Consider the following 14,629-nt stretch of genomic DNA (forward strand, 5'->3'; position numbering starts at 1 on the left):
CGCGGGCGACGATCGACTCGCCGACGGTTTCGCCAAGGCGATCGAATCGGTCGGCGCGGTGCTGGCCGAGCATTTCCCGGTTACCGCCGGCGACACCAATGAATTGGATGACCATCTCGTCGAGATCTGACGGAACTTGCTGAAAATCTGCTCTGCCGGGGCCGGGTGAGGGTTGGTTTTCGGTGCCTCCGATGCCGCCAAGCTCATTTGTGAGAAAGCGCGGGCGCGACAGCGCGGGACTCTTTGCAGTCGGGCCAAGCGGGTTTATGATTAACAAATCATGAACACGCTGACGATCGACATCCGGAAAGCCGACCCTCGCGATGCAACAGCTATCGCGGACGTGCACCAGGAGGCATGGCGCGGCGCCTATTCCGGCATCATCCCGCATCGCACGCTGACGGCCATGATCAATCGCCGCGGCCCCGATTGGTGGGCGAACGCAATTCGCAAGGCAGCTACCGTGCTGGTGGTCGAGATCGGGGGCACGATCGCCGGCTATGCCACGATCGGCAGGAACCGCGCCCGCGAGCTCAGGCAGCAAGGCGAGATCTACGAGCTTTACCTGCGTCCGGAATATCAGGGCATCGGCCTCGGCAGCAGGCTGTTCAAGGCGGCGCGGACGCGCCTTGCCGACCACGGCCTCAGAGGCCTGGTGGTGTGGGCGCTGGAAGACAATTACAATGCGCTGGCCTTTTATGCCGGCAATGGCGGCCGCGACGTCGCCGAAGGCGTCGAAGTCTTCGAGCAGAAGGCGCTGAAGAAGGTTGCCTTCGTCTGGGAATGATGGCCGCCACTTAAAACGCGTTTGCGGTGACGTGCTTCAAGTCTTCGTTTGATACATATCGTTCGCCCAAAACCGCTGCGCAGTCTTGGGCGACATGCATTGGGTTACAATCCATCACAATCTGTGCGCTTCCATTAGCGTCCAGTGCTATTCGCCGCATTGCACCATGAAGCGCCGCCCGCTATCGATCTCACAAATCGAGAGAGGGATTTGAGCATGCGCATCGAAGCCGTACCAACGGGGAAGAATCCGCCAGAGGACATCAACGTCATCATCGAGGTGCCGATCGGCGGCGAGCCGATCAAGTACGAGATGGACAAGGAGGCCGGCACGCTGTTCGTCGACCGCTTCCTGCACACCTCGATGCGCTATCCCGGCAATTACGGCTTCGTGCCGCACACTTTGTCGGGGGACGGCGATCCGATCGACGTGCTCGTCTGCAACACGCGCGCGCTGGTGCCGGGCTGCGTCATCAATGTGCGGCCGATCGGCGTCTTGATCATGGAAGACAATGCCGGCCAGGACGAGAAGGTGATCGCGGTTCCCTCGCCGAAGCTGACGCTGCGCTACGAGAATGTCACCGAATACACGCACCTGCCGGAAATCACCCGCCAGCAGGTGCAGCACTTCTTCGAGCACTACAAGGATCTCGAGCCCGGCAAATGGGTCAAGATCGAGGGCTGGCACGATTCCAACTATGCCAAGAAGATGATCGTCGAGGCGATCGAACGGGCGAAGGCGGTCAAGTAGGTAAGCGGCAGCCAACGCCTGGGCAATGGGGCTTGGGCGAGCCCTCAACGTCGTCATCCCAGGGCGAAGCAGGAGCGCAGCTCCGTCGCGGAGACCCGGAATCCATGCCGTGAGGTCGCGCGAAGATCGTTACGGAACAGAATTACTGCACCGTGGCAACGTCTTGATGTAACGGCATGGATCCTTGGGTCTGCGCCGCGTCGCTTCGCTCCTTGCTCCGCCCAAGGATGACGAATGCGCAACCTTCGCCGTCTCGCACTCGTCGAACACCCTCTAATTTCTAGTTATCTACTCGCCCAAAGTCCGGCACGTTGCCGATCACCTCGCGCTTGTCCTTGCCGCAAGCAAAACCCTTCGCCCTTTGATCGGCGAGCTTGCGCGCCTGATCGCTGGCCTGAGGATTGCCGGTGGCGAGCACGAGGCCGATTGTGCAGCCCTCATGCTCCTCCGGCTGCGCGACCTTGGCGACGACCAGCACCTCGGTCGGCTTGTTTTCGTTTTCGGGATTGCTGATCTCGCGCCGATGAATGACGGCGAAGGGCACCGCCTTGTCGCCATTGGTTTCGATGCGCCACTCGACCTTCGCCCCAGCGGTGTTGAACCCGGAGAAACTTTCCCAGCTGGCGGTCATGTCGTCGGAGGGAAAACCGTAGTAGACGGACTCGCGCGCGTCGTCATAGCCGATCAGCACCGGATAGCCGCGATAGCCCGCGCAGGCGAGGTTCGCCCAGTCGCCGTCGCCTTCTTCCGATTGCGCGTAGGTCACGCAGTCCTTCTTCCAGTCGAGGTCGGTATAGGCGCTGGAAATGTCGCCGGCATGGGCCGAGCTACCAAGGATAGCAAAGGCAGTAAGAGCAAGCCAGGCGCGCATCCGAAGACCTCCGTTTGGCGCTTCAGCGTAGCGTTAAAACCCGCGTGAGCCTAGGAAGCTGGGTTGGCGCGAAGGGTCAATTGTCTAGGCCATCGACGCCCGGAACTGGGCAGTCGGACGGTGCGGACCACTATTTCTTCAAGCTGGCTTCAATCAGCAGATCGGCGTTACGGGCGACCGATGCCGCCGGTCCGTCGAGGCCGAACAATTGGCCGCTGATATAGGCGCCCTCGATCAGCAGCAGCAGCCCATCGCCGAGCGTGTCGGAATCACTCGCACCCATCGCGGCCGCCATGGCGCGCAGGCGCCGGCGCAATTCCTGCTTGTTGTTCTCGCTCACCACCCGCGCGGGATGGCCGTGCTCGGGATATTCGACCGCCGCATTGGTCATGCCGCAGCCGCGATAGTCCGGCCTCTGCGTGCGTTTGCCGACGCGGGTGAGGAAAGCGATGATCTGCGCGCGCGGATTGCCAGGATGCGCGTCCACCGCCTCGTCGAACCGCTGCCAGAATTCGAGGTCGTACTTGCGCAGATAGGAAGCGGCAAGTTCGTCCTTGGACGGGAAGGTCCGGTACAGGCTGGGCTTGGTGACGCCGGCGCGCCTGACGATCTCATCGACGCCGATCGCCCGGATGCCTTCGCGATAGAACAGGTCGCGCGCCACGTCGAGGATCTTGTCGGCAGCCTTCGGCGCCGGCGCCGTGCCGGCTCCGATAATCGACGCTTCAATTTTATTGTCCGTTGGCATTCAACAAACTCGCTTGACAATGTTACTGACCGGTACGTATGAATGGCACCCGTTCCACTGCAACGTACCGGTCAGTAACATGATAGCTCATTCCCGTCCCTTTGGCCAGCGCTACGCCTTCGTCGTCGTCGCAGTCATCTTCTTCTGCCTGCTGATCACCGCCGGGCTTCGTTCCGCGCCGGCGGTCATGATGCTGCCGCTGGAAGAGAGCTTCGGCTGGCGGCGCGATGTCGTCTCGCTTGCCGCCGCGGTCGGCATCTTCCTCTATGGCCTCACCGGGCCATTTGCCGCGGCGTTGATGGAGCGGATCGGGCTACGCCGCACACTGCTTGCCGCGCTGCTGATCATGTCGGGCTCCACAGCGCTCAGCCTGCTGATGACCAAGCCGTGGCATCTGCTGATCACATGGGGGATATTTTCGGGCATCGGCTCGGGCGCGGTCGCGACCGTGCTCGGCGCCACCATCGTCAATCGCTGGTTCAAGACCAATCGCGGCCTGGTGATGGGGCTGATGTCCGCCTCCAGCGCGACCGGCCTGCTGGTGTTCCTGCCGCTGCTCGCCTCGCTGGCTCAGTCGGGAGGTTGGAAGCCGGTCGCCGTTGCCATCGCCATTGCCACGGCGGCTCTCGTGCCGCTGGTCTTTCTGCTGGTGCCGGAGCGCCCGGCTTCCATCGGCCAGGTGCGTTATGGCGCCGATGCCGACGACGTGCCGCCGGTGTCGCCGGCCGCGCAAGGCAATTTCCTGGCGCATACGCTGAACACGTTGCGCCGTGCCGCGGGAACCAGGGTGTTCTGGTACCTGTTCGCCACATTCTTTGTCTGCGGTTTCACCACAAACGGCCTCGTCGGCACGCACCTCATCGCCTTTTGCGGCGACATGGGCATCGGCGAGGTGCAGGCAGCCGGGCTATTGTCGATGATGGGCATCTTCGACCTGATCGGCACGACGCTGTCCGGCTGGCTCACCGATCGTTTCGATCCGCGCAAGCTGCTTGGCGTCTATTACGCCGTGCGCGGCCTGTCGCTCATCTATCTGCCCTATTCCGGCTTCTCGGCGGTCAGCCTGATCATCTTCGCCGTGCTCTATGGACTAGACTGGATCGCCACAGTGCCGCCGACGCTCAGGCTCGCCAACGAAGCTTTCGGCGACCGCAGCGGCCCGATCGTGTTCGGCTGGATCGTCGCCGGCCACCAGGTGGGCGCCGCGGCGGCGGCGGCCTTCGGCGGCACGATGCGCGAATTGCAGGGCAATTACGAGCTTGCCTTCCTGATCGCCGGCATGACCGGCATAGCCGCGGCCTGTATTTCGCTCTTGATCAACACGAGCAAGCCGGCTTTTGAGCCGGAACCGCAGGCGGCCTAAAGCGCGACTTCCCCTTCTCCCGCAAGGGGAGAAGGGAGAGCTGTGACCTGTTATCAAAATTTCATGGTTCCGATATGCGCCTGAAACATTGAGGCCGGAGGTTTGCGGTCCCGTTCAACGCCATCCGGAGACAGCCATGAACAAGCTCTCGTTAACCCGCCGCGCTTTCGTCACCTCGGCCAGCGCCCTTGGCCTAGTCGGCGCCTCCGGTCTCGCGTTGCCTTACTATTCGCGCGCCAATCAGCGCCCGGCCTTCACCCACGGCGTCCAGTCCGGCGATATCGACGCCACCTCCGGCGTGATCTGGACCCGCACCGACCGGCCGGCGCGCGTGATGTACGAAGTGTCGACCACCGAAAGCTTCGCCGACGCCGTCAGGCTGGCGCCGCTCGATACCTCGCCCGCCAGCGACTATACGGTGAAGCGGCTGCTCACCGACCTCGCCGCCGACCAGGACATTTTCTACCGGATGACGGCCGCCGATCTTTCCGACATCAACGCCGTCTCCGAGCCGATCGTCGGCCGTTTCCGCACCGCGCCGGCGTCGAAGCGCGACGTGCGCTTCGCGTGGTCGGGCGACACCGCCGGCCAGGGCTGGGGCATCGACGAGACCGGCATGAAGACCTACTCCACCATCGCCAAGCACACGCCTGACTTCTTCCTCCATTCCGGCGACACGATCTATGCCGACGGCGCCATGAAGGACGAGGTCGACCTGCCCGGCGGCGGCAAGTGGAAGAACGTCGTCATGATCGACGGCAAGCGCAAGGTCGCCGAAACGCTGGACGAATATCGCGACCAGTGGAAGTACAACATGATGGACAAGCACGTGCTCGAGCTTAGCGCCATCTGCCCGACCTTCTACCAGTGGGACGACCACGAGGTGGTGAACAACTGGTCGGATTCGAAGGACCTGACGGCCGACAACCGCTACACTGAAAAATCCATCCATGTGCTGACGGCCCGAGCGGCGCGCGCCTTCCATGAAATGACGACCATCCGCTACGAGCCTTCGGAACCGGGACGCGTCTATCGCAAGATCGCCCACGGGCCGCTGCTCGACGTGTTCTTCCTCGACATGCGCTCCTATCGCGGCCCGAACGGCCCCGACATGGAGGACACGCTGACGCCGAAGTCGCGCATGCTCGGCGAGCAGCAGACGCAGTGGCTGAAGCGCGAGCTGGCGAATTCCAAAGCGACCTGGAAGATCATCGCCGCCGACATGCCGCTCGGCCTCGTCGTCTGGAACGACGCGGCCAAAAAGGCCGGCGCCGAGGCGGTCAGCAACGGCGACAATGGCACGCCAAAAGGCCGCGAGCTCGAGTTCGCCGACCTGCTGCGCTACATCAAGAACGCCGGCATCACCAACACGGTGTGGCTGACCGCCGACGTCCACTATACGGCGGCGCATTACTACAATCCGGACAAGGCGCAGTTCCAGGATTTCAACCCGTTCTGGGAATTCGTCTCCGGCCCGATCCACGCCGGCACCTTCGGTCCCAACGATCTCGACATGACCTTCGGGCCCGAGCTGAAGTTCATCACGGCGCCGAGCGCCGAGCAGGGCCAGAACCTGCCGCCATCAGCGGGCCTGCAGTTCTTCGGCCTGGTCGACATTTCCGGCGCCACCGAGCAACTAACGGTGCGGCTGATGGATCGCGACGACAACGAGCTCTACAAGGTCACGCTCGATCCGGTGCGGTCGGCTTAGGGTCGGGACGAGGCACCCCCCTATTTCCTGCCGGACTGTCCGGCAGGGCACGGGGGCATGTGCCGGAGTGCTACCGTTGTCAGAAAGCCGTCCGCAATTAGTCCGGATAGCAGGTCGCGGGAATGTTCGGCCAGACGGCGGTGTCGCAGTTGGCTGCCTTCTGGCGCTGCTTGAAGGCGGCGCTGACCGGGCCGGTGACGATCGGGTCGACCCCGTCCGGGGCGTCGGCAAACATCTGCTGCGCGGTTTTGGCATCAGGGGGCGAGGGCTCGGCTTCTCTCAGGGCAGCCGCCGACTGCGCGGCGCCAGCCACGACAAGCACGCCAAGCGCTGCCCACGCGAAAACCGGACGCAATCTGGACATCTGATCGGTCATGAACATGAAATTGCCCGGCCCCTCAAAGGTTCCGCGTTGGTTAACAGAATCATTTCACACCAAGACGTTTAAGAATCAGTGACCATTTATTTGGGGCGGGGCCTCCCCTTTCGCAATTGCGAAAAACCTTGTATGAGCCGCGCAACCGAAAAAGGCGGCGCTTTTGGCCTGCTGCCTGCAACGCTCCCGAGACCAGACAATGAACCTCCGCAATATCGCGATCATCGCGCATGTCGACCATGGGAAAACCACGCTCGTCGACCAACTCCTGAAACAGTCCGGCGCTTTCCGCGAAAACCAGCGCGTCGCCGAGCGCGCCATGGACTCCAACGACCTCGAAAAAGAACGCGGCATCACCATCCTGGCCAAGGCGACCTCGGTCGACTGGAAGGGCACCCGCATCAACATCGTCGACACGCCCGGACACGCCGACTTCGGCGGCGAGGTCGAGCGCATCCTGTCGATGGTGGATTCGGCGATCGTGCTCGTCGACGCCGCCGAAGGGCCGATGCCGCAGACCAAGTTCGTCGTCGGCAAGGCGCTGAAGGTAGGTCTGCGGCCGATCGTCGTCATCAACAAGATCGACCGCCCGGACGCTCGTCACATCGAGGTGGTCAACGAGGTGTTCGACCTGTTCGCGGCGCTCGATGCGACCGACGAGCAGCTCGACTTCCCGATCCTCTACGGCTCGGGCCGCGACGGCTGGGTGTCGGAAAATCCGGAAGGCCCGAAGGACCAGGGCCTTGCGCCACTGTTCGATCTCGTCGTCAAGCATGTGCCGGCGCCGACGGTGCATCCCGGTCCGTTCCGCATGATCGGCACCATCCTCGAGGCCAATCCGTTCCTCGGCCGCATCATCACCGGCCGCATCGAGTCGGGCTCGCTGAAGCCAAACCAGGCGGTCAAGGTGCTGCACCATGACGGCACGCAGATCGAGACCGGACGAATCTCGAAAATCCTCGCCTTCCGTGGCCTCGAGCGCCAGCCGATCGAGGAAGCCCAGGCGGGCGACATCGTCGCCATCGCCGGCCTGTCGAAGGGCACCGTCGCCGACACCTTCTGCGATCCGAGCGTGAGCGAGCCGCTGCATGCGCAGCCGATCGACCCGCCGACGGTGACCATGTCCTTCCTCGTCAACGACAGTCCGCTTGCCGGTACCGAGGGCGACAAGGTGACCAGCCGCGTCATTCGCGACCGGCTGCTGCGCGAGGCCGAAGGCAATGTGGCGCTCAAGATCGAGGAATCGCCGGAGAAGGATTCCTTCTTCGTCTCCGGTCGAGGCGAGTTGCAGCTTGCCGTGCTGATCGAGACGATGCGCCGCGAAGGCTTCGAGATCGCCGTGTCGCGCCCGCGGGTCGTCATGCAGAAGGGCGATGACGGCCAGTTGCTGGAGCCGGTCGAGGAAGTCGTCATCGACGTCGACGAGGAGCACGCCGGCGTGGTCGTGCAGAAGATGTCGGAACGCAAGGCCGAGATGGTCGAGCTGCGCCCCTCCGGCGGCAACCGCCAGCGCCTTGTCTTCCACGCGCCGACCCGCGGCCTGATCGGCTATCAGTCGGAACTGTTGACCGACACGCGCGGCACCGCCGTGATGAACCGGCTGTTTCATGCCTACGAGCCGTACAAGGGCGAGCTGCCCGGCCGCACCAATGGCGTGCTGATCTCCAACGAACAGGGTGAGTCGGTCGCCTATGCGATGTGGAACCTGGAGGACCGCGGCCCGATGATCATCGATCCGGGCGTCAAGGTCTACCAGGGCATGATCATCGGCATCCATTCCCGCGACAACGACCTGGAAGTGAACGTGCTGAAGGGCAAGAAGCTCACCAACATCCGCGCCGCCGGCAAGGACGAGGCGGTGAAGCTGACGCCGCCGGTCCGCATGACGCTGGAACGCGCGCTGGCCTGGATCCAGGACGACGAGCTGGTCGAGGTGACGCCGAAGACCATTCGGCTCAGGAAGCTCTATCTCGACCCGAACGAGCGCAAGCGCTTCGAGAAGTCGGCCAAGGTGATGGGCGCGGCGTAGGGTTTTAGCCCAGGCAGTTACTCAAGGGAGGGGGCATCGCTCCCTCTCTTTTCACTTCATGCACATGCGGCCGAAACGACAGCGTCACGGCCGCTCTCGCCGGAGAGGTCGACGCGTACCACCATGCCGTCGCGCACCGGCCTGCGCAGGGCTTTGGCGCCGCACGGTTCGATGGCGAGCAACCGCCGCGCCTCCCAGGCCTGCAGCCTCGACCGGGAGATGCCGAGCTCGCCGGCGAGCAAGCGGTCAAGCCGCAAGGGCGTTGCGGCATCGAGCCGAAGCTCAAGCCAAAGCGCCGTCGCGCCTTCCGGCCTGCCATCCAGCGGCTCCTTTCGCACCGTGACTTCGGGAGATTCTTCGATCCGCCCGACCCGATTTCTGAGCGCCACGGCATCAAAGCCATAGTGTCGGACCAGCGTCGGATCGTTGCGCTCCAGTGCAGCCAGCAGCGCCGGTGCGATGTCGCGACGGTTGCATCGCTCAAAAATGGTGCGGTTCCAGGAATTGTTGCAGTCGGTGCAGCGATAGATCAGCCAGGCATCGATGCGCTTGCCGTTGGCGTTGACGCGGAACTTTCCGCTGCATTGATAAGGTTTGACGCCGCCGCAGCGATTGCAGTTGATGAGAGGTCGAGGCGCGACCGCGGGCGCGATCACCCAGCGAATGCGCAAAGTTCGAGACATGCCGATAGGCCCTTCCCGTCGGGAAGTCCGTCAGCGCGGCAATGTCAGAGATGCCCATGCGGGCACGGTGTGGCGAAAGGCTGTAGCGGATGAAAATCAGGCGCCCGCGCGATTGCGCGACGGCGGCTCAGCAATGCCAAACCGGTCTCGCGCCGCCGCCTGAAGAACACATGAAATGAATGCAGGTGCCGCCAAAGCGCGCCTGCGGTGCTTTCGGGAGTAGACGAGACCGGCGGTTACTGAGGCAAAGTGAAACTCGAAATCGGAAAAGGATCGGCTCTTCTAGCCGTGCGACGGCGGGCGGGCAAGAGTATGCCGCCCGCCGTGTTTCACTGTGACGACCTTCGGGCGCTTTGGCGCTACATCATCTCGATGATCGGCGCGACCTCGACGCTGAAGGCCGGGTTCATCAGGATCGGACAATCCCTGGCCTTGGCGACGGCATCGTCGATATCCTTCGCTTCGACGATCGTGTAGCCGGCGGTTGGATTGCTGCCGCCATTGTTCTCGACCACGCCGCCGGGCAGCACCGTTCTCGACATGCCGACAGGATTGCCGCCGTCGATCACGGCCGAACCCAGCTTGTCGTACCAGCCGGTCCAGGCATCCATCGCAGCTTTGCGCTCGGCCTCCTCGGTCGGCATCTTGCCGGAGCCGTGATAGACATAGAGAAATTTCGCCATGTTCTCCTCCCTTTTCGGCAGCGTCGAGCCGGTATGCGGCAGCGCCGCCTGGCGGTATGCGGCTACGCCGCAATCCGATATGCGGCTACGCCGCAATCGTTGAAATGCGGGCTAGCCGCAATCATCGATATGCGGGCTAGCCGCAATCGTTGATCATCGACCCAAACCGCGGGGCGGGCAACGAGAAATTCGACGTTGCTAATGTGAGGCCGGTGAGCCTCACCTTGCCATGGCGTGGTATTCGGGGTTCGGTCGCATGTCGACCGCAGCGGCCACCCGGTTCGACATGTTGAAGAAGGCGGCAGTCGAGGCGATGTCCCAGACGTCGCGATCACTGAAGCCCACCTGTCGCAACGCGGCGCGGTCGCCCTCGACGATCTTGGCCGGCTCCTCCGTCAGCTTGACCGCGAATTCCAGCATCGCCGTCTCCCTTTCGGGCAAGCCGGCGGCGCGGAAATTCATCACCATCATCTCGCCAAGAGCGGGCTCACCGGAAAGCTGGCGCACCGCCGCGCCATGCGCGGTCAGGCAGTAGTAGCACTGGTTGATCGAGGAAACGGCGACCGCGATCATCTCGCGCTCCAGCTTCGACAGGCCGGACTCGCCCAGCATCAGCTCGTTGTACATGTCGGTGAAGGCGCGCAGCTTCTTCTCGTCGAAGGCGTAGGCCAGAAGCACGTTGGGCACGAGGCCGAGCTTTTCCTCGCATTTGGCGAAATAAGCCTTCGTCGCTTCGCTCAGCTCCGCCCGGGCCAGGTCGAGCGCCGTAATCCTGTCGGTCATATCCGTTCTCCTCGCAGGGTGAGCGTCGGTTCGATTTTCTTAAAGCGTCGTCAAACCTTTGTCGCCAAATAGCGCTCATCTGCTACCATAGACCCAAAAGCATGTGACGGGAGGGACTTCACATCATGGCAAGCCTGAAAACCGCGAGCCAGCCGAAAAAGACCAGCACGGCAAAAGGAGGCGCGGCAAGGGCAGGCGAAAAGCCCGGCAGGCTCGCCGACTATCTCCTCGCCCGCACGCCGGCCGAAGACATCGCCGCCTATGACGTCGCCGACCTCGAACGCGCCGCCGATCTCGCCGGCCGGGCGGTCGCCAGGCACAGAAAGGGCGATTGCATCATTGCCATAGACGTGGATTCCGGCGTGACGCGCCAGGGCCGGCCGATGACGGTCATCACCGTCGTCAACGACAACATGCCGTTCCTGTTCGATTCCATCCTCGGCGAGATCACCGAGAGCGCCGGCGAGCCGCTTTTGGTCACCCATCCCGTCATCGTCGTCCGGCACGGCAAGAGCGGCATCGAGGAGATCCTCGGTGACGGCGGCTCCGTCAAGGGCGAAACCAGCCATGACCGGCTGAGCGTCGTCCACGTCCATATCGGCCGCCTTTCGGCCGATCAGGCCGAAGCCCTGGCCGGCCGCCTGAAGAAGCTGCTGGACCAGGTGCGCGCCGCCGTCGCCGATTGGAAGCCGATGCTTGCCCGGCTCGATCAGGCCATCTCGGAATTCCGCTACGCGCCGGTGCCGCTCGACAAGGCGCATGTCACCGAGGCGATCGCCTTCCTCGAATGGCTGCGAGACGACAATTTCACCTTCCTTGGCATGCGCGAGTTCAACTACACCGGCGGCGAGAAGAGCGGCATGCTGGAGCGCGCCGACAAACCCGGCCTCGGCATCCTCGCGGATCCCGACGTCCTGGTTCTCAGGCGCGGCACCGAGGCGGTGTCGACAACGCCGGAGATCCGCGCCTTCCTGCATGGGCCGGAACCGCTGATCGTCACCAAGGCCAATGCCAAGTCCCTGGTGCACCGGCGCATCTATCTCGACTATATCGGGGTCAAAACCTACACCGCCAAGGGCGTGCTTTCAGGCGAGCTGCGCATCGTCGGCCTGTTCACCTCGACCGCCTACACGCGTTCGGTGATGAAGATCCCCTATCTGCGCTCGAAGGCCGAGACGGTCATCGCCAAGTCCGGCTTCAATCCACATGACCATTCCGGCAAGGCGCTGATCAACGTGCTGGAGAGCTATCCGCGCGACGAGCTGTTCCAGGTTCCGGTGCCGATCCTCAGGAAGCACGCCGAAGCCATCCTGGGGCTGATCGAACGGCCGCGCGTCAGGGCGCTGGTGCGGGTCGACCAGTTCGACCGGTTCGTCTCGATTCTCGTCTTCGTGCCGCGCGACCGCTACGACAGCGTCGTGCGCGAGAAGATCGGCACCTACCTGAAGACGGTATTTCAGGGCCGGCTGTCGGCATATTATCCGGCCTTCCCGGAAGGCGGGCTGGCGCGTGTGCATTTCATCATCGGCCGTTCCGGCGGCAAGACGCCAAAGGTCGAGCCAGCAACGATCGAGGCAGCGATCCGCGACATCGTGCGCACCTGGGACGATGCGCTGCGCGAAGCAGTGTCGGAATCCGGCGCGGATGCAACGCTCACGGCCATTGCCTCGCGCTTTTCGGAAAGCTATCGCGATTCGTTCTCGCCGGCCGTGGCGCTGGCCGACGCAGGTCGCATCGCCAGGATCGATGCGGCCAATCCGATCGCCATCGACTATTACCGCCATGCCGACCAGAAGCCGCACCAGGCGGCGCTGAAGATCTATCACCACGGCAGTCCGGTGGCGCTGTCGCGGCGCGTGCCGGTGCTGGAGAATATCGGCTTCCGCGTCATCAGCGAGCGCACCTTCGAGGTCGGCGACGAAGCCTCCGGCATGGTGTTCATCCACGACATGGAGCTGGAGAACAGCTACGGCAAGCCGATCGACCTCGGCGACGGCGCGCTGTTCGAGGATGCCTTCCTGTCGGTCTGGCGCGGCGACGTCGACAACGACGGCTATAACGGCCTTGCCCAGACCGCGGGTCTCTGGTCGGGCGAAATCACGATCCTGCGCGCCTACGGCCGCTATTTGCAGCAGGCCGGTATCCCGCAGAGCCAGGATTTCATCGCCGCCGCGCTCAACCGCTATCCGGAGATCGCGCGCGGCCTGCATCAGCTGTTCGTTGCCCGCCTTGGCCCGGCGGCCGAGACCGAGGGCGTGGTCGCCGCCAAGCACCTCAAGGCCAAGATCAAGGACGCGCTGGAAGAGGTGCCCAACATCGACGACGACACCATCATCCGTCGTTACCTCAACCTGATCGAAGCCTCGCTGCGCACCAATCATTTCGTTACCGATACGAAAGACAAAGGACAGTCGCTGGCGATCAAGCTGGATTCGCAGGCGGTCGACGGATTGCCGGCGCCGCGGCCCTGGCGCGAGATCTTCGTCTACGGCTCGGAGGTCGAGGGCGTGCACCTGCGCTTCGGCCCGGTGGCGCGTGGCGGCCTGCGCTGGTCTGACCGCGCCCAGGACTACCGCACCGAGGTACTGGGTCTGGTCAAGGCGCAGCAGGTCAAGAACGCGGTCATCGTGCCGGTCGGCGCGAAGGGCGGCTTCTATCCGAAGAAACTGCCGATGAGCGCCGGCCGCGACGCGATCTTCGAGGCCGGCACTTCGGCCTACAAGAATTTCGTCTCCAGCCTGCTTTCGATCACCGACAATATCGGTGTCGACGGCATCATTCCGCCGGCCGGCGTGGTGCGGCGCGACCAGGACGATCCCTATTTCGTCGTTGCCGCCGACAAGGGCACGGCGACCTTCTCCGATACGGCCAACGCCATTTCCGAGACGCACAATTTCTGGCTGGACGACGCCTTCGCCAGCGGCGGCTCGGCCGGCTACGACCACAAGAAGATGGGCATCACCGCCAAGGGCGCCTGGGAAGCGGTGAAGCGGCATTTCCGCGAAATGAACCGCGACATCCAGACCGAGCCCTTCACGGTCGTCGGTGTCGGCGATATGTCGGGCGACGTGTTTGGCAACGGCATGCTCCTGTCATCGGCGACCAAGCTGATCGCCGCCTTCGACCACCGCGACATCTTCATCGATCCCGACCCGGACATGGCGGCCTCGCTGGCCGAGCGCCAGCGCATATTCGCGCTGCCGCGCTCGTCGTGGCAGGACTATGACAAGTCAAAGCTGTCGGAAGGCGGCGTCATCGTCTCGCGCAGCCTGAAGGCGATAACGCTGCCGCCAGCGGCGGCCGCCGCGATCGGCCTCGCCAAGACCACGGCAACGCCGGTCGAGATCATGAACGCCATCCTCAAGGCGCCCGTGGATCTTTTGTGGTTCGGCGGCATCGGCACCTATGTCCGGGGCTCCGGCGAGACCAATGCCGATGTCGGCGACCGCGCCAACGACGCCATCCGCGTCACCGCGCTCGACGTGCGCGCCAAGGTCATCGGCGAGGGCGCCAATCTCGGCGTCACGCAGCGGGCGCGCATCGAGTTCGGCATGAAGGGCGGCCGCTGCAATTCCGACGCCATCGACAATTCGGGCGGCGTCAACTGCTCGGACGTCGAGGTCAACATCAAGATCGCGCTGGCGTCGGCCATGCGCAAAGGCTCGCTGGCGCGGCCGGCGCGCAACAAGCTGCTTGCCGAGATGACCGACGAGGTGAGCACGCTGGTGCTTTCCAACAACTACCAGCAGACGCTGGCGCTGTCGCTGGCGCGCAAGCGCGGGCTGGCCGACATCGCGCACCAGGCGCGCTTCATGACGGCGCTCGAAGCGCGCGGCCTGCTCGAC

12 protein-coding genes and 1 pseudogene are annotated in these 14,629 nt (G+C 63.7%); 7 read left to right on the top strand and 6 right to left on the bottom strand.

Annotated elements, in window-relative coordinates; translation table 11 throughout:
- The 3 genes and pseudogenes from EOA32_RS39975 to ppa all read left to right on the top strand — a co-directional run.
- Nucleotides 1-130 (top strand): annotated as a pseudogene (locus tag EOA32_RS39975) (TPM domain-containing protein); the annotation flags it as partial.
- 150 nt (nucleotides 131-280) lie between these two features.
- Nucleotides 281-787 (top strand): GNAT family N-acetyltransferase, encoded by a 507-nt coding sequence (locus EOA32_RS21535; protein WP_067001444.1) that lies wholly within the window; start codon nucleotides 281-283, stop codon nucleotides 785-787.
- Nucleotides 788-1,003: 216 nt separating this feature from the next.
- Nucleotides 1,004-1,537, top strand: a complete 534-nt coding sequence (ppa, locus tag EOA32_RS21540; RefSeq protein ID WP_067001447.1) for an inorganic diphosphatase — start codon at nucleotides 1,004-1,006, stop codon at nucleotides 1,535-1,537.
- Nucleotides 1,538-1,817: 280 nt separating this feature from the next.
- Here the strand turns inward: ppa and EOA32_RS21545 are convergent, their stop codons facing one another.
- Both EOA32_RS21545 and EOA32_RS21550 read right to left on the bottom strand, forming a co-directional pair.
- Complete coding sequence (locus tag EOA32_RS21545; RefSeq protein WP_128372839.1) at nucleotides 1,818-2,408, bottom strand: hypothetical protein; 591 nt, start codon at nucleotides 2,406-2,408, stop codon at nucleotides 1,818-1,820.
- A gap of 130 nt (nucleotides 2,409-2,538) precedes the next feature.
- Complete coding sequence (locus EOA32_RS21550) at nucleotides 2,539-3,156, bottom strand: TetR/AcrR family transcriptional regulator (RefSeq protein WP_128372840.1); 618 nt, start codon at nucleotides 3,154-3,156, stop codon at nucleotides 2,539-2,541.
- A 79-nt stretch (nucleotides 3,157-3,235) separates the two neighbouring features.
- On the opposite strand from EOA32_RS21550, the gene EOA32_RS21555 reads away from it, so the two are divergent.
- Both EOA32_RS21555 and EOA32_RS21560 read left to right on the top strand, forming a co-directional pair.
- On the top strand, nucleotides 3,236-4,519 hold the full coding sequence (locus EOA32_RS21555) for an MFS transporter (protein WP_128372841.1): 1,284 nt from the start codon (nucleotides 3,236-3,238) through the stop codon (nucleotides 4,517-4,519).
- A gap of 136 nt (nucleotides 4,520-4,655) precedes the next feature.
- Nucleotides 4,656-6,230, top strand: a complete 1,575-nt coding sequence (locus EOA32_RS21560; RefSeq protein WP_128372842.1) for an alkaline phosphatase — start codon at nucleotides 4,656-4,658, stop codon at nucleotides 6,228-6,230.
- A gap of 97 nt (nucleotides 6,231-6,327) precedes the next feature.
- Here EOA32_RS21560 and EOA32_RS21565 read toward each other — a convergent pair whose 3' ends face one another.
- The gene (locus tag EOA32_RS21565; RefSeq protein WP_245499351.1) at nucleotides 6,328-6,612 is read right to left on the bottom strand and encodes a hypothetical protein; all 285 of its coding nucleotides are present in this window, start codon (nucleotides 6,610-6,612) and stop codon (nucleotides 6,328-6,330) included.
- 193 nt (nucleotides 6,613-6,805) lie between these two features.
- Between EOA32_RS21565 and typA the strand changes: the two genes are divergently transcribed.
- Nucleotides 6,806-8,635: a translational GTPase TypA gene (gene typA, locus EOA32_RS21570; protein ID WP_067001463.1), complete on the top strand. Its 1,830-nt coding sequence runs from the start codon at nucleotides 6,806-6,808 to the stop codon at nucleotides 8,633-8,635.
- Between the two features lie 56 nt (nucleotides 8,636-8,691).
- On the opposite strand, the gene EOA32_RS21575 is transcribed toward typA, so the two are convergent.
- The 3 genes from EOA32_RS21575 to EOA32_RS21585 form a co-directional block, all read right to left on the bottom strand.
- The gene (locus EOA32_RS21575; RefSeq protein ID WP_128372843.1) at nucleotides 8,692-9,318 is read right to left on the bottom strand and encodes a DUF1062 domain-containing protein; all 627 of its coding nucleotides are present in this window, start codon (nucleotides 9,316-9,318) and stop codon (nucleotides 8,692-8,694) included.
- Nucleotides 9,319-9,677: 359 nt separating this feature from the next.
- Complete coding sequence (locus tag EOA32_RS21580; RefSeq protein ID WP_067002171.1) at nucleotides 9,678-10,001, bottom strand: hypothetical protein; 324 nt, start codon at nucleotides 9,999-10,001, stop codon at nucleotides 9,678-9,680.
- Nucleotides 10,002-10,220: 219 nt separating this feature from the next.
- Nucleotides 10,221-10,784 (bottom strand): peroxidase-related enzyme, encoded by a 564-nt coding sequence (locus EOA32_RS21585; RefSeq protein WP_128372844.1) that lies wholly within the window; start codon nucleotides 10,782-10,784, stop codon nucleotides 10,221-10,223.
- Between the two features lie 125 nt (nucleotides 10,785-10,909).
- Between EOA32_RS21585 and EOA32_RS21590 the strand changes: the two genes are divergently transcribed.
- Nucleotides 10,910-14,629 (top strand): NAD-glutamate dehydrogenase domain-containing protein (locus tag EOA32_RS21590; RefSeq protein ID WP_128372845.1); only part of this gene is annotated, 3,720 nt, incomplete at its 3' end.

The organism is Mesorhizobium sp. M1A.F.Ca.ET.072.01.1.1 (assembly GCF_004023325.1).
Lineage (GTDB): Bacteria > Pseudomonadota > Alphaproteobacteria > Rhizobiales > Rhizobiaceae > Mesorhizobium.

Excerpts from the sequence above, each read along its gene's own strand:
- EOA32_RS21535 (WP_067001444.1), top strand. The coding sequence starts at position 281 with ATGAACACGCTGACGATCGACATCCGGAAAGCCGACCCTCGCGATGCA.
- ppa (WP_067001447.1), top strand. The coding sequence starts at position 1,004 with ATGCGCATCGAAGCCGTACCAACGGGGAAGAATCCGCCAGAGGACATC.
- EOA32_RS21545 (WP_128372839.1), bottom strand. The coding sequence starts at position 2,408 with ATGCGCGCCTGGCTTGCTCTTACTGCCTTTGCTATCCTTGGTAGCTCG.
- EOA32_RS21550 (WP_128372840.1), bottom strand. The coding sequence starts at position 3,156 with ATGCCAACGGACAATAAAATTGAAGCGTCGATTATCGGAGCCGGCACG.
- EOA32_RS21555 (WP_128372841.1), top strand. The coding sequence starts at position 3,236 with ATGATAGCTCATTCCCGTCCCTTTGGCCAGCGCTACGCCTTCGTCGTC.
- EOA32_RS21560 (WP_128372842.1), top strand. The coding sequence starts at position 4,656 with ATGAACAAGCTCTCGTTAACCCGCCGCGCTTTCGTCACCTCGGCCAGC.
- EOA32_RS21565 (WP_245499351.1), bottom strand. The coding sequence starts at position 6,612 with ATGTTCATGACCGATCAGATGTCCAGATTGCGTCCGGTTTTCGCGTGG.
- typA (WP_067001463.1), top strand. The coding sequence starts at position 6,806 with ATGAACCTCCGCAATATCGCGATCATCGCGCATGTCGACCATGGGAAA.
- EOA32_RS21575 (WP_128372843.1), bottom strand. The coding sequence starts at position 9,318 with ATGTCTCGAACTTTGCGCATTCGCTGGGTGATCGCGCCCGCGGTCGCG.
- EOA32_RS21580 (WP_067002171.1), bottom strand. The coding sequence starts at position 10,001 with ATGGCGAAATTTCTCTATGTCTATCACGGCTCCGGCAAGATGCCGACC.
- EOA32_RS21585 (WP_128372844.1), bottom strand. The coding sequence starts at position 10,784 with ATGACCGACAGGATTACGGCGCTCGACCTGGCCCGGGCGGAGCTGAGC.